The organism is Streptomyces sp. NPDC043876, from assembly GCF_056435825.1.
Genome location: NZ_JBWKDV010000002.1, coordinates 75646 through 89383, shown reverse-complemented (window position 1 = coordinate 89383; position 13738 = coordinate 75646). Strand labels below are relative to the sequence as shown.

At 71.5% G+C, this 13738-nt stretch carries 14 protein-coding genes and 1 tRNA gene; 5 read left to right on the top strand and 10 right to left on the bottom strand.

Translation table 11 applies throughout. The annotated features are described in order from the left end of the window. Positions 1 to 52: 52 nt before the first annotated feature. Positions 53 to 1198: a 4-hydroxyphenylpyruvate dioxygenase gene (gene hppD / locus AC0693_RS05540; protein WP_469333310.1), complete on the bottom strand. Its 1146-nt coding sequence runs from the start codon at positions 1196 to 1198 to the stop codon at positions 53 to 55. Positions 1199 to 1330: 132 nt separating this feature from the next. On the opposite strand from hppD, the gene AC0693_RS05535 reads away from it, so the two are divergent. The 4 genes from AC0693_RS05535 (at position 1331) to AC0693_RS05520 (ending at position 4138) form a co-directional block, all read left to right on the top strand. Next, positions 1331 to 1801 (top strand): Lrp/AsnC family transcriptional regulator, encoded by a 471-nt coding sequence (locus AC0693_RS05535; RefSeq protein ID WP_356404472.1) that lies wholly within the window; start codon positions 1331 to 1333, stop codon positions 1799 to 1801. An 88-nt stretch (positions 1802 to 1889) separates the two neighbouring features. Further along, positions 1890 to 2498: an ArsR/SmtB family transcription factor gene (locus tag AC0693_RS05530; RefSeq protein ID WP_478739591.1), complete on the top strand. Its 609-nt coding sequence runs from the start codon at positions 1890 to 1892 to the stop codon at positions 2496 to 2498. Between the two features lie 108 nt (positions 2499 to 2606). Further along, the gene (locus AC0693_RS05525; RefSeq protein WP_356404469.1) at positions 2607 to 2852 is read left to right on the top strand and encodes a hypothetical protein; all 246 of its coding nucleotides are present in this window, start codon (positions 2607 to 2609) and stop codon (positions 2850 to 2852) included. Then, complete coding sequence (locus tag AC0693_RS05520; protein WP_478801033.1) at positions 2849 to 4138, top strand: MFS transporter; 1290 nt, start codon at positions 2849 to 2851, stop codon at positions 4136 to 4138. The genes AC0693_RS05525 and AC0693_RS05520 overlap by 4 nt, the downstream gene beginning before the upstream one ends. Here AC0693_RS05520 and AC0693_RS05515 read toward each other — a convergent pair. The 6 genes from AC0693_RS05515 to AC0693_RS05490 form a co-directional block, all read right to left on the bottom strand. After that, positions 4089 to 4865 (bottom strand): S16 family serine protease, encoded by a 777-nt coding sequence (locus tag AC0693_RS05515; RefSeq protein WP_469317586.1) that lies wholly within the window; start codon positions 4863 to 4865, stop codon positions 4089 to 4091. The genes AC0693_RS05520 and AC0693_RS05515 overlap by 50 nt on opposite strands. Before the next feature lie 55 nt (positions 4866 to 4920). Next, entirely contained in the window at positions 4921 to 5562 is a 642-nt protein-coding gene (locus tag AC0693_RS05510) for an IclR family transcriptional regulator (protein ID WP_329195594.1), read from the bottom strand. 364 nt (positions 5563 to 5926) lie between these two features. Continuing rightward, complete coding sequence (locus AC0693_RS05505; protein ID WP_478801032.1) at positions 5927 to 7711, bottom strand: DEAD/DEAH box helicase; 1785 nt, start codon at positions 7709 to 7711, stop codon at positions 5927 to 5929. A 148-nt stretch (positions 7712 to 7859) separates the two neighbouring features. After that, entirely contained in the window at positions 7860 to 8279 is a 420-nt protein-coding gene (locus tag AC0693_RS05500; protein WP_478801031.1) for a type II toxin-antitoxin system death-on-curing family toxin, read from the bottom strand. Further along, positions 8276 to 8476 carry a hypothetical protein gene (locus tag AC0693_RS05495; protein WP_469317588.1) on the bottom strand — a complete coding sequence of 67 codons (201 nt, stop codon included), beginning with the start codon at positions 8474 to 8476 and terminating at the stop codon, positions 8276 to 8278. The genes AC0693_RS05500 and AC0693_RS05495 overlap by 4 nt, the downstream gene beginning before the upstream one ends. A 31-nt stretch (positions 8477 to 8507) precedes the next feature. Next, a complete protein-coding gene (locus AC0693_RS05490; RefSeq protein ID WP_478801346.1) occupies positions 8508 to 9947 on the bottom strand; it encodes an MFS transporter in 1440 nt (479 codons plus the stop codon). Between the two features lie 380 nt (positions 9948 to 10327). On the opposite strand from AC0693_RS05490, the gene AC0693_RS05485 reads away from it, so the two are divergent. Continuing rightward, positions 10328 to 10399, top strand: a tRNA-Cys gene (locus AC0693_RS05485). Positions 10400 to 10457: 58 nt separating this feature from the next. On the opposite strand, the gene AC0693_RS05480 is transcribed toward AC0693_RS05485, so the two are convergent. From AC0693_RS05480 to AC0693_RS05470, 3 genes are read right to left on the bottom strand one after another with little or no spacing between them, the layout of a single operon-like run. Then, positions 10458 to 11000 carry a hypothetical protein gene (locus tag AC0693_RS05480; protein ID WP_478801030.1) on the bottom strand — a complete coding sequence of 181 codons (543 nt, stop codon included), beginning with the start codon at positions 10998 to 11000 and terminating at the stop codon, positions 10458 to 10460. Continuing rightward, entirely contained in the window at positions 11000 to 13282 is a 2283-nt protein-coding gene (locus AC0693_RS05475; RefSeq protein ID WP_478801029.1) for a DUF6571 family protein, read from the bottom strand. Before AC0693_RS05475 ends, AC0693_RS05480 begins: the two co-directional genes overlap by 1 nt. Before the next feature lie 33 nt (positions 13283 to 13315). Next, the gene (locus tag AC0693_RS05470) at positions 13316 to 13729 is read right to left on the bottom strand and encodes a hypothetical protein (protein ID WP_469317591.1); all 414 of its coding nucleotides are present in this window, start codon (positions 13727 to 13729) and stop codon (positions 13316 to 13318) included. Positions 13730 to 13738 lie beyond the last annotated feature (9 nt).

Here is a 13738-nt window from a genome sequence, read left to right as displayed (position 1 = left end):
GGCAGGGGCCGGGAGCCGCCCAAGGCGGCCACCGGCCCCGTCGCACGTGTGATTACAGGTTGCCGCGCTTCTCCTGCTCGCGCTCGATCGCCTCGAACAGGGCCTTGAAGTTGCCCTTGCCGAAGCCCATGGATCCGTGGCGCTCGATCATCTCGAAGAAGACGGTCGGCTTGTCCTGCACCGGCTTGGTGAAGATCTGGAGCAGGTACCCGTCCTCGTCGCGGTCGACGAGGATCTTCAGCTCGCGCAGGGTCTCCACCGGCACGCGGGTCTCGCCCGCCCACTCGCCGAGGGTGTCGTAGTAGGAGTCGGGGGTGTCCAGGAAGGCCACGCCGGCCGCGCGCATCGTCCGTACGGTCGACACGATGTCGTTGGTGGCCAGCGCGATGTGCTGGACGCCGGCGCTGCCGTAGAACTCCAGGTACTCGTCGATCTGCGACTTCTTCTTCGCGATCGCCGGCTCGTTGATCGGGAACTTCACCTTCAGGGTGCCGTCCGCGACGACCTTCGACATCAGCGCCGAGTACTCGGTCGCGATGTCGTCGCCCACGAACTCCTTCATGTTCGTGAAGCCCATGACCTTGTTGTAGAAGGCGACCCACTCGTTCATGCGGCCCAGCTCGACGTTGCCGACGCAGTGGTCGATCGCCTGGAAGGTGCGCTTCGCGGGCGGGGTCACCAGCGGCTGGGCGGCGACGAAGCCCGGCAGGTAGGGGCCGGTGTAGCCCGAGCGCTCGACCAGGGTGTGGCGGGTCTGGCCGTAGGTGGCGATGGCGGCGACGACGACGGTGCCGTGCTCGTCCTTCAGCTCGTGCGGCTCGTCCAGGCCGCGCGCGCCCTGCTGGACGGCGAAGGCGTAGGCGGCCCGCGCGTCGGGGACCTCGATGGCGAGGTCGATGACGCCGTCGCCGTGCTCGGCGACGTGCTCGGCGATGAAGCGGCCGCGGTCGGTGGACGGCTTGATGACCGAGGTGAAGACGAAGCGCGCGGAGCCGTTGGTCAGGACGTAGCTGGCGGTCTCGCGGCTGCCGTTCTCCGGTCCGGAGTAGGCGACCAGCTTCATGCCGAAGGCCGTGGAGTAGAAGTGCGCGGCCTGCTTGGCATTGCCGACGGCGAAGACGACCGCGTCCATTCCCTTGACCGGGAAGGGGTCTCCGGCGGGGGCGGTGTCCGTGGCGTGATCGAGGGTCTCAGTCATGACCGCAGAGTCCCGCCGAACCACAAGCTGCGCAATAGTTCGCATTTTCACTGCACAGATTGTCCAGCAGCACCGCAGGATGGGTGCAGCATCCGTACAGGATGTGCAGCGAACGGCGCAGGGAGGACACCGATGGGAATCGACCGGCTGGACGGAAGGCTGATCGTGCTGCTGGCCCGGGAACCCCGGATCGGGGTCCTGGAGGCGTCTCGGCGGCTCGGCGTGGCGCGCGGCACGGTGCAGGCGCGCCTGGACCGGCTTCAGTCGAACGGCGTCATCCGCGGCTTCGGCCCGCAGGTGGACCCGACGGCGCTCGGCTACCCGGTCACCGCCTTCGCCACGCTGGAGATCAAACAGGGCCAGGGAGCGGACGTACGGGCGCACTTGGCCGGGGTGCCGGAGGTGCTGGAGCTGCACACCACCACGGGCCACGGGGACATGCTGTGCCGGCTGGTGGCCCGGTCCAACGCGGATCTCCAGCGGGTGATCGACCTGGTGGTCGCCTTCGACGGGATCGTGCGGGCTTCCACCGCGATCGTGATGGAGAATCCCGTGCCGCTGCGGATCATCCCGCTGGTCGAACAGGCGGCGCGGGACGACTGAGCCGGACGGCCCCGGGCCGGGGCAGTTCCAAAGAAGCCTATGCAAAGAAGTCCTTGCAAACCCTTCTTTGCAACTCTAGAGTGGGGTCATGCCCGATGACACCGACCCCGCTCCCACCGACCCCACCAACCCCAAGGCGCCCAAGGTCCGCACCCTGGACGCCCACGCCCTGCGCGGCCTGGCCCACCCGCTGCGCATACGCCTGCTGGCCGCCCTGCGTCACGAGGGGCCGGCCACGGCCTCCCAGCTCGCCGAGCGGCTCGGCGAGTCCAGCGGGGCCACCAGCTACCACCTGCGCCAGCTCGCCGCCCACGGGTTCGTCGAGGACGCCCCCGAGCACGGCAAGGGCCGCGAGCGCTGGTGGCAGGCCTCCCACGAGGGCACGGGCTTCGACGAGACGCTGATGCGCGACGCCGACCCGGCCACCCGCAGCGCGGCGGAGGTGTTCCTGCACGAGATCGCGTCCATCCACGCGCAGGAGATGAACACCTGGCTCGGCAACTCCCAGCGCTGGTCGACCGAGTGGCGCCAGGGAGCGGACCTCAGCGACTTCACCCTGCGGCTGACCGCCCCTCAGGCACACGAGCTCATCCACAAGATGCACGACCTGATCAACAGCTACCGGGACCTGGGACCCCAGGAAGGCGCCGAGACGGTCCGCCTGCACACCCACGTCTTCCCGCGGACCTCGGACTGACCCGCGCCCGCACCGCACCGCCGCACAGCACCGCACCGCACCGCACCGCCCCGCACGACCACCGGAAATCGTTTGCCCCGCTTCCTGCTGCCCGGAAAGAGTCCTGCCATGTACGCGTTCACACCTGCCGAGACCCACACCGTCCTGCACAGCGCCCGCGCCGGCGAACTGGCCGCGGGAGCCGCCGCAGCCGGCACCCGACGGCTCGCCCTGGCCCACGCCCGGGCGGGCGAGCCCCTCCCGGCCCCCGCCGTGCGCGCGCTGCTCGGCAGGGCTCTCGTCGCCGCCGGGACCCGGCTGCTCGACCACGGTCACGGCTACGGCCGCGGCCCCGCGCACCCGCACGCGGCATGAGCCGGCGCCCGTTCGCGGCCGTCCTGACCGCCAACACCGTCTCCATAGCCGGCAGTTCCCTCACCCTCATCGGCGTCCCGTGGTTCGTGCTCCAGACCACGGGCAGTGCCGGCCGGGCCGGAGTCGTGGCCTTCTGCGCCACCCTCCCCGTCATCGTGGCCGCCCTCGTCGCGGGTCCGGTCATCGACCGGATCGGCCGCCGCCGGGTCTCGGTCGCCTCCGACCTGATCTGCGCCCTCTCCGTGGGCGCCATACCCCTGCTGCACTACGCCGGGGTACTGGAGTTCTGGATGCTGTGCGCGCTGATGGCCGTCGGCGGCCTGGTGCACACCCCCGGCCTGACCGCCCGGGGGGTGCTGCTGCCGCACCTCGCCGAGCACGCGGGCACCACCCTCACGCGGGGCGCCGGGCTGTACGACGCGGTGTCCCGCGGGGCGCGGATGATCGGCGCCGCGCTGGCGGGCGTACTCATCGCCTTCTTCGGGGCGGAGTCCGTGCTGCTCCTGGACGCGGCCACCTTCGCGGTCTCCGCGCTGCTCGTCGGCGCCTTCCTGCGGGGGATACCGGCGGCCGAACCGCAGGGCCGGGACCGGGCGGTGACCCCGGCCGGCTACCGCGCCGAGCTGCACGAGGGGTGGGCCTTCCTCATGGGGTCCCGGCTGCTGACGGGGATCACCTTCATGGTGATGCTGACGAACGGCATGGACCAGGCGTGGGGCGCCGTCCTGCTGCCGGTGCACGGCCGCGAGGCGCTCGGCGGGGCCACCTCGATCGGCCTGCTGATCTCCCTCTTCGGGGGCTCCGCCCTGGTGGGCGCGCTGCTGTACGGCGCCTGGGGCGACCGGCTGCCCCGGCGGCTGGTGTTCGCGGCCGCCTTCGTCCTGTGCGGGGCCCCGCGCTACGTGGTGGCGGGTCTCACGGACACCACGCTGCCGCTGGCCGTAACGATGGCGCTGTCGGGGCTCGGCGCGGGCGTGCTCAACCCGGTCCTCACCACGGTGGTCTACGAGCACGTGCCCGAGGAACTGCGCAGCCGGGTCGCGGGCGTGACCACGGCGGGCTGCGAACTGACCATGCCGCTGGGCGGCCTGGCCGCCGGCCTGCTGGTGGAGGCCTGGGGCATCGGGTCCACGCTGCTGCTGTTCGGCGGGGCCTACCTGCTGACGACCCTCGCGCCGCTGGTCTTCCCGGCCTGGCGGTCGATGGAGAAGCCGTCCGCCGCAATACCGATCCCGCTCAGCAGGACGGAACCGGACCTCCGCGGTTCAGCGCCCGCAGATCGCTGACCGCTCCCGCCAGGGTCGCGACGGGGATCAGCCGCAGGCCGTCGGGTAGTTCGGACTTCGCGTCCGAGCACTCCGCCTCGGGCACCAGGAAGACGGTCGCGCCGTCCCGCGCCGCGGCCTGGGTCTTCAGTGCCACGCCGCCGACCGGGCCGACGTCGCCGTCCGCGGAGATGGTGCCCGTACCGGCGATGTCGCGGCCACCGGTGAGGTCGCCGCCCTGTCCGTCACCGTCGAGCGTGTCGACGATGCCGAGGGAGAAGAGCAGTCCGGCACTCGGGCCGCCGACGTCGGCGAGGCGCAGTTCGACCTTCACGGTGTCGGGGCTCTTGTGGAGGAAGCCGAGCGCGGCCAGGACGGCGTCCGACTGCGACTTGGTCATTTCCTCCAGGTTGTGCGCGTTGATCTCCTTGTCGCTCCCGCCCGTCGGATAGACCGCCGCCTTGGGCATGACCGCCCGGTCCGTGCGGAACCAGTTGTCGACGAGTTCGGCCAGGCCGACGGTGCTGGAGGGGCCGGTGGCCAGGATCGTGGTCATCCGGAGGTGGCCGCTCGTCGCGCGGGTGGGCGCGCCGGTGACCGTGATGACGGGCTTGCCGTCCTTGGCGCCGAGCACGTCCGTGGTGAGCCCGGGGCTCGCGAGGACGTACGGCAGGGGCGCCAGCGCGGCCACGGCGAACAGCCCGAGGACGGGCGCGGCGCAGACGGCGAGGGCGGCGGGACGCGACATGCGTGTGAGACGGGAGAGCACCCGGCCAATCTAACCGCCGGGTGCCGGCTCCGGGTCAGCGCAGCGCGTCCGCGACCTCCCGGGCCGCGTCCACGACCCGCGGACCGACCCGCTCGGGCACGGCGTCGGCGAGCATCACGACGCCGACGCTGCCCTCCAGCCCCGTGATGCCCACCAGGGGCGCTGCGGCGCCGCTGGCGCCCGCTTCCAGCTCCCCGTGGGTGAGGGTGTACCCGGGGTCCGTCAAGGACCCCTGACGGGCGGCCAGGATCGCGCGGCCCGCGGCCCCCCGGTCCAGCGGATGGCGGAAGCCCGCCCGGTAGGCCACGTGGTAGTCGGTCCAGGTCGGCTCCACGACGGCCACGGCGAGCGCCTCGGTCCCGTCGACCAGGGTCAGGTGCGCGGTGGCCCCGATGTCCTCGGCGAGGGAGCGCAGCGCGGGCAGGGCCGCTTCGCGCACGAGCGGGTGGACCTGACGTCCCAGCCGCAGTACGCCGAGGCCGACCCGGGCGCGGCCGCCGAGGTCGCGGCGGACCAGGGCGTGCTGCTCCAGCGTGGCCAGCAGGCGGTAGACCACGGTGCGGTTCACACCGAGGCGGTTGGACAGCTCGGTGACGGTCAGACCGTGGTCGGTGTCGGCGAGCAGTTTGAGGACTCTGAGCCCTCTGTCGAGAGTCTGGGAGGTTTCCGCGGTCACGACGCCTCTCCCTCTTTCGTGAGCGGCGGTGACTCTCGCGGGGTGGAGCGCTGCCGTATCCCTTAGGCGACGCACGGAGAGGCCGCCGGTACAGACCATGGCACCGGCTGCGCTCCCGCGGCGGCGTTGCCACGGGGCGTTCATTGCGGGGACAGTAGCGACCGGGTCCGCTCAGCGGAAGGGCTCGTCCAGAATCCGGGCGCGTGCTACCCGTATGTGCCGTTTCGCTCCGCGCCCCTGTGTCATTTCGTGACCTGCCCCGGCGTGGAGGCGGGGTGCGGGGCCACGGGTCCGAGCGCGTCCGGAAGGACCCCGCCGGGGCCCCGTCCACCACGGCGGACGGGGCCGGGAACACACCGCCGGGTCACCGCATCCGGGTGGCCCACTCCTGCACCTTCTTGATCCGCTCGCGCAGCTGCCCCGCCGTCGCCTCCGCGCTCGGCGGCCCTCCGCACACCCGCCGCAGCTCGGTGTGGATGACCCCGTGCGGCTTGCCGCTCTGGTGGACGTACGCGCCCACCATCGTGTTCAGCGACTTGCGCAGCTCCAGCAGCTCCTTGTGCGAAACGACGGGCCGCCGGTCGGCCGGCAGCTCCAGCAGGTCGGCCTCCGCGTCCGGCTTGCGGCGGCTGTGCGCGATCTGCCGGGCCTGGCGCTTGTGCAGCAGGAGCTGGACCTGATCCGGCTCCAGCAGCCCGGGAATGCCCAGGTAGTCCTGCTCCTCCTCGCTGCCGGGATGCGCCTGCATCCCGAACTCGGCGCCGTCGAAGAGCACCCGGTCGAAGACGGCATCGGACTCCAGCGCCTCGAAGGACATCTGCTCCTCGTCGCCGGTGTCCTCGTCCTCCTGCCGGTTCGCCTCGTCCATCTCCTTCTCGGACTCGGCGTAGGGGTCTTCCTCCCCCTGCTTCTTCGGCTTGTCGAGGACGTGGTCGCGCTCGACCTCCATCTCGTTGGCGAAGCCGAGGAGGTAGGGGATCGTGGGAAGGAACACCGACGCGGTCTCGCCGCGCCTGCGCGATCGCACGAAACGGCCGACGGCCTGGGCGAAGAACAGCGGGGTGGAGATCGTCGTCGCGTACACGCCGACGGCGAGCCGCGGGACGTCGACGCCCTCGGACACCATCCGGACCGCGACCATCCAGCGGCTGCCGTCCTCGCTGAAGGTGTCGATCCGCTTGGAGGCGCCCGTGTCGTCGGAGAGGACGACGGTGGCCTTGGTCCCGGTGATCTCCCGGATCAGCTTGGCGTACGCCCGAGCCGAGTCCTGGTCCGCGGCGATCACCAGCCCGCCCGCGTCCGGGATGCCCTTCCTGACCTCGGTGAGCCGCTGGTCGGCGGCGCGCAGCACGTTCGGCATCCAGTCGCCGCGCGGGTCCAGCGCGGTGCGCCAGGCCTGCGAGATGGCGTCCTTGGTCATCGGCTCGCCGAGCCGGGCCGCGATCTCGTCGCCCGCCTTGGTCCGCCAGCGCATGTTGCCGCTGTAGGACATGAAGATCACGGGCCGCACCACGCCGTCGGCGAGCGCGTTGCCGTAGCCGTAGGTGTAGTCCGCCGAGGAGCGCCGGATCCCGTCGTTGCCCTCCTCGTACGTGACGAAGGGGATCGGGTTCGTGTCGGAGCGGAACGGCGTACCGGTCAGCGCGAGCCGCCGGGTCGCCGGGTCGAAGGCCTCCAGGCAGGCCTCGCCCCAGGACTTCGAGTCACCGGCGTGGTGGATCTCGTCGAGGATCACCAGGGTCTTGCGCTGCTCGCACCGGTTGCGGTGCAGCATCGGCCGTACGCCGACACCCGCGTAGGTGACGGCGACCCCGTGGTAGTCCTTGCTCAGCGGGCCCGCCGAGTAGTCGGGGTCGAGCCGGATCCCTATCCGGGCCGCCGCTTCCGCCCACTGCTTCTTCAGGTGCTCGGTGGGCGCGACGACGGTCACCTGCTGCACGACGTGGTGGTGCAGCAGCCAGGACGCCAGGGTCAGCGCGAAGGTGGTCTTGCCGGCGCCGGGGGTCGCGACGGCCATGAAGTCGCGCGGCTGGGCTTCGAGGTATCGGTTGAGCGCACCCTCCTGCCAGGCACGCAGTTTGCTTGCGGTGCCCCACGGCGCGCGGCCGGGGAAGGCGGGTGAGAGGTGGTGGGAGGCGGTAGTAGTCACGGTCTCCGGTTCGGGCTCTCGGTGGCGTACTGACGGGCAGCGGTACGGGCGGCGGGCAGTCGTACGGAGGACAACCGGGCCACCCTACCGGCCCCGGCCGCGGCCCGCGGAAGGGACGGGGCCGTGACCTCGGCGGGTGCGGCGAGCGTCACACCCGAGCGGCGAGCGCGCGCAGCCGGTCCGCGATCCGCCCGCTGTCCCCCTCCGCGCCGCTGGCCACGTCGATGACCAGGCGGTACGCCGCCTCCTGGTCGGCGTCGGCGAGATCGACCCCGTTCACGGCGAGGAAGGTGGCGGCCGCGAGCCACGCGGTCCGCTTGTTCCCGTCGACCAGGGGGTGGTTCGCCGCGATCCCGTGGAGCAGCACGGCGGCCTGCTCGTACGGGTCCGTGTAGGCGGGGGTGCCGAACATGCGTGCCCGCGGCCGGTGCACGGCGGACTCCAGCAGTCCGGGGGCGCGCACCTCCACGGGCTGGTCCCGGGCCGCGCAGGCGTGCCGCGCCAGGTCGCCCACCTCGGCGAGCGTGAGGTGTCGCGTCCCGGACCGCTCCCCTCCCCCGGCGCTCATGCGCCGAGCCGCTTCAGCAGCGGGGCGTGGCGCACGGCCAGGCGCCCGGCGGCTGCGGCCACGCCGTCGCGCTCCCGGCGCAGGTACGCCCGTACCGCTTCGAGGGCGCACTCCTCGGGCGTACGGCCGCACGCGTCGGCCAGGTCGGCCAGCTCGGCGCGCTCCGCCTCCGGCAGGCTGATGATCAGCTCGTTCATCGGGGAAGCGTAGCCGCGCGTCCGGCGGGCCTCAGCCGGTTTTCGCGGCGGGGGCGTGGGCGGACGCGGGTGCCGTGCCGGCCGGGGGGCCGGTGACGCGCGTCGCGACCCAGGCACCCGCCAGGGCCACCACGGCCATGGGCAGGAAGACGGCGACGAAGGCGGCGGGGTGGGAGGCCCCGGCCGCGGACCCGGCGGCTCCGGTCACGGCGTGCGCCGCCCGCACCGCTCCCCCGCCCAGCGCGGCGAAGGCGGCCCCGCCAAGGGCGAGCAGCACCACATTGGCGAGGGCGTCGGAGATCTGCAGGGCGGCCGAATTGGCGCCCGCCTCCTCCGGCGGCGACAACTGGAGCAGCAGCACGCTGGTCGGCCCGATCACCAGCCCCATGCCGAGGCAGCCCAGGCCCCACACCAGCGCCAGCGACCAGACGGGCACCGCCTCGATCAGCACCGCGGGCGCGGCGGCGATGGAGAACGCGACCAGCAGCATCCCGCCCACCATCAGCCGCTCCCGGTGCGGCACGGCCCGCGCGGTGGACTGCACCCAGGAGCCCAGCGCCCAGGTGGCCCCGCCGAGGGCGAGCGAGAACCCGGCCAGCGTGGGACTCAGCCCGCGCTGCGTCACCAGCATCAGCGGCACGAAGCTCTCGGCGCCGATGAACGCGCCCGCCGCCACCCCGCGCAGCAGCACCACGGCGGGCAGCCCCCGCCGGGCCAGGTACGTCCCGCGCGGCAGCAGCCCCCGCACGGCGGGCACGAGCAGCGCACCACCCGCGAGGGCGGGCACTACCGAGAGCCAGCGCAGGTCCTGGGCTGCGTACTGGAGCAGCCCGGCCCCCAGTGAGATCCCGAAGGCGAGCCGGATCCGGCGCCGGTCCAGGGGCTGCGGGGCGGCGCCCTTGTCGACGGGGCCGCCCGCGGACCGGCGGATCTCCGGCAGCGCGACCAGCAGCGGGACGATCACCATGGCCGGGATCCCGAGGAACACCCAGCGCCAGCCGAGGTGCTCGGTGACGGTTCCGGAGATCAGCGGCCCGACGATGGACGGCACGACCCAGCCCGCCGCGAAGGCGGCCATGATGGCGGGGCGCAGCCGCTCGTCGTAGGCGCGGCCGACGACCACGTACAGGGCGACGATCACGAGCCCGCCCCCGAGCCCCTGCACGGCGCGGCCGAGGACGAACAGCCACATCGTGGCGGCCGTCCCGGAGAGCACCAGCCCGGCGGCGAACGCCGCGATCCCGCTGGTGAGCGCCCCGAGCGGGCCGCTGCGGTCGGACCACTGGCCGGCCAGGACCATGCCGAAGAGGCTGGTGGTGAAGTAGGAGGAGAAGGCGAAGGCGTAGAGCGCGATCCCGTCCAGCTCCCGTGCGGCGACGGGCATGGCCGTCCCGACGGCGGTGGCCTCGAACGCGATGATGAAGATAACGGAGATGATCCCGATGCTCAGCGTCCGGTGCGCGGCCCCCATGATCCCGCCGCGGGCCGTGCCGCCCGTGTCACCTGTCTCGCCCTTCGCGGCCCTCTCGGCCGTCATGGACGTGTCGGCCATCTCGGCCATCAGGGACGTCTCGGCCGCCGTGGCCGTCTCGGGGGCTATGTCGGGTGCACGGGGTTCGAGGGCGCTCATCGCCCCAGGGTAAGGGGCCAACCCGCCGTTCGTCCCTGTCACGACGACCGATCTTCCCCTCCGCCTCCAGCCCTAGGCCGACGGCCCGAGAGCCGCGCGGAGCCACCCCCGGGGACCGACCGCCCCTCCCGGTTGTGAACGCAGCATGGCAGTCGCGTTGCGTCCCCCCGGCACTCCTTCCCTCCGCCCCGCGCGCCCCCGTACGGTCGTCTCACCACCCCAGCCGTGTGCCCGAGTGGTTGAGGGACTCGCCTGCAAAGCGAGTTACGCCGGTTCGATTCCGGTCACGGCTTCTGCTGTGTGCGCAGCAAGCCCGAAGGGCGGCACCCCAAGCGGGGCGCCGCCCTTCGGTCATTGCCCGCACTTGGACTGCTGCTTGGCCGCGTCCAGGAGCTTGGTGATGAGCTTGGTGAAGAGGGGGCGCCGTTCTTCGGGCTTGATTTTGTCCACGTCCCCGCTGACGGTCACCTCCAGGCCGAATTGATCACGGGTACCCTTGCAATTGACCATCGCCATGGCCCCCACGTCATACACAATCGCCTCGTCACCGATGGCGAGCGAATCCGCTGTGGGGAAGGTTTTTTCCCGGTTCCAGAAGAAGCTTTGCCCCAAGGGCTGCCGAGTGGCGCCGGCCTGAAAGTGGTTCGAGTCCGCGGCGACCGTGCAGGTGACGCCTCGACGCCCCGTGGTCAGTTCGGCATCCGCCGGACCGGACACCCGCACTTTTTCACCGTTACCCAGGAACGGGTCCAGATCCGCCCGGGTGAAAACCCCGAAGCAGGTCCGCTCCTCCAGCAGCCGCACCGCCGGTTTGGCTTCCTCGCCGCATCCCGTGAGCGCCACCCCGGCGAACAGAGCGGCGCCGAGGATGAGCGGAGACCGGCCGAGACGCATCAGGAGCCACCGTTGGAGGTCGAGACCTGGCCACGGCCCACAGAGTGCGCGTTCGACGTCTCCGTCGATGCCACACCGGCCCACGCATCGATGGTCCGCTGACTCACGCCGAGTCCGTCCGCCGCTTTGCGCACCGATTGTGCTGCCGAGACACTCGCCGCCTTCTCCGCGTTCGAGTAGTCGTACACCGCCTTCTGGTCGGCCTCGCCGGTCTTGATCGCCTGGTCTTTCTCCGCCCGCTCGACCACGCTCTCGGTCGCGTCTTCCTGGAGCCACTCCACGACGTCTCCCACCACCGGCAACAGCTCCAGGTACTTGCCCCCGGCGGCGCTGATTCCCCGGTTGATCCATTTGGCGTTGTCTTCGACGCCCTTGACGTATTCGTCCGCGTCGTGACCGCTCTTTGCGAACGAACCCTCCGCCCTCGCCTCGGACAGGATGCCTGCGATCTGGCCGCCCGGATGCACGGCGTTCTTGATCCCCGCGTCGACGTCCTCGTACTCCCCGCGATGGACGATGACGTCACTGATCAACGCGGTGGTGAACGCCCGAGATGAGTTGGTCATCGCGCCGTACGCGTCCGGGTCCTGGCCCACCGCGCCAATGAAGGCGGCCATGTCCGCCTTGTTGAAGGTGGCCATGACATCGTTGGACTTGATCATCCCGCTGCCATTCTCGGCCGAAGCCTGGATATCCGGCATGTACTCCGCGGCCATCTGACCGAAATGACCCGACAGACCACTCAGCGGCGCGTCCTTGCCCGGCTTCGGGGCCACCAGTTCGGGCTTGTCGCCGATCTTCTCGACCACCCGTTCCATCACGTCCACCATGCCCTGGGTGTGCGGGACCGGCTTCGCGTCTTCGTCGCCCGCCACCCGGCCCGAGACCGCTGCCTCCAGGGCGTTGCCCAGGGCTTCCTGGCCCGGGTGGGGTTCGCCGGTCTGCGTGATGTCGAAGGCATCGTCGTACGGCTTCTTGTCGAGCATGTAGTCGACCATGCCCTGGGGCTTGCCGTGCTGCCCGCTGACCGCCTTGTCGGCCGTGGTCACGATGCCGTCGCCGTTGCTGTCCTGGCGGACCGGTTCGTTGAAGAGGGCCGTCGCGGCGTCCGGGTTGTTGCCGAGGGCCTCCATCAGGCCCGTCAGGGGGTGGAAGCCCCGGCCGCCCTCGGCTCCGTGGTTGAGGATCGCGTTCAGGTTCATCTGGGAGGTCTGTTCCCAGAGCTTCGGGTTCTTGTTGTCCATCGCGATCATGTCGCGACCGACCGACGTCAGGAACTCCTTGTCGTACTCGCCCTCGCGCAGCAGCGACCCGAGCGCCTGGTAGCCGTAGACCTTCTGCAGGAGGCCGACGTCCATCTCCTTGCGCCCGGCCTTCATCAGCTGCGTCGTCCACGCCGCGTCGAGGTGGTTCGGTACGTCCTTGTGCGTGGCCAGGCCCAGCATGGAGCCCAGTTCGCTCTGGATGTTGCCGACCAGGGCGGTGCGGTCCGCGCCCGTGGGGCCGAGCATGCTGGAGTCCAGGGACATCGACGCGTACATCCTGAGCGTGTCGTCCGGTCCCACCGTGCGGTAGAAGCCGGTGGCGAACTCCGGGTCCGCGCGGTTGTCGTCGAGCAGGTCCTCCAGCTCGCGCAGCGCGTCGAGGTTCCGGGCGGTACCGCCCGGGCCGGTCACCTTCTTCATCAGAGCAGCCGCGCGGTCGACCTGTTCGGCGTCCAGGGTCGTGTACTTCGGTGCGGTGAAGTCGTGGTCGTCCGTGACGTTGGCCCGGAGCACCCGCGCCAGCGAGTCGTCGGCGTCCGCGCAGTCCTCGACCGCGCGGTCGATCCGCGCCTGCCACGCGTCGCGTTGCTCGCGCACCAGCTTCTGGTAGTCGGGGTCGTGCCGGGCGGCGTTGCGCTCCTTGGCGTCCGCGATCGGTACGGGCGTCACGCGGCCCGTGGCGTCGACCTGGTAGCCGGCCGCCGGGGCCTCCACGTCCACGAGCTTCTTGAGCTGGTCCCGGGCCGCCTTGATGGTGGCGTGCCCGTCCGCCAGCACGAGGTGGATGCCCTTGGCCTCCTTGGCCGCGTCGTCGAACTCCTTCGCGGTCTTGGCCACGAACGGTTTCGTCACGTCCGCGTTGGCGCCCTTCCAGTCGGCCTTGTCGGACTTGGCCCGCATGCCGGTACGGGCCGACTCCGCCAGCTCCGCCAGTTTCGTGGCCATCGCGCCCCAGTCCTGTACGGCGGTCTGGAGCTTCTCCAGGGGAGCGTTCATCACGTTCTCGAACGTCAGCACGTGCCTGCGATGCCTTCCTACGGGCCTGGCGGCCTACTTGAGGTACTCGTTGACCTTCGACGCCGACAGGGTGGCCACGAGGTCCGCCTCTTCCCTGGCGTGGGAGGCCACGGTGTAGTCGAGGTGGTTGGAGATGTTCGCGCAGGCCGCCACGAGCACCTTCAGCTGGGAACTCCAGCGGTCGTGCACTTTGAGCAGGGCCGCGCCGCTGGTGAAGTTGCGGTTGGTGAGGGCGATCGACGCGTCGAAGGTGGCCACGCGGGCGTGGTCGCCTTCGCGCGAGAGCCGCTCGTGCAGGACGTACGCGTCGCTGCCGACCGCGCCGAGGGCGTCATCGGCGATGCTCAGGTCCGCCCCGCCGGCGGGGCCGCCGGGTCCGGGTGCGGCGGGGACGTGGTTGAGGCGCACCGCGGCGCGCGCGGAGGACCACTCCTGTTCGAAGGACATCCGGTCCGG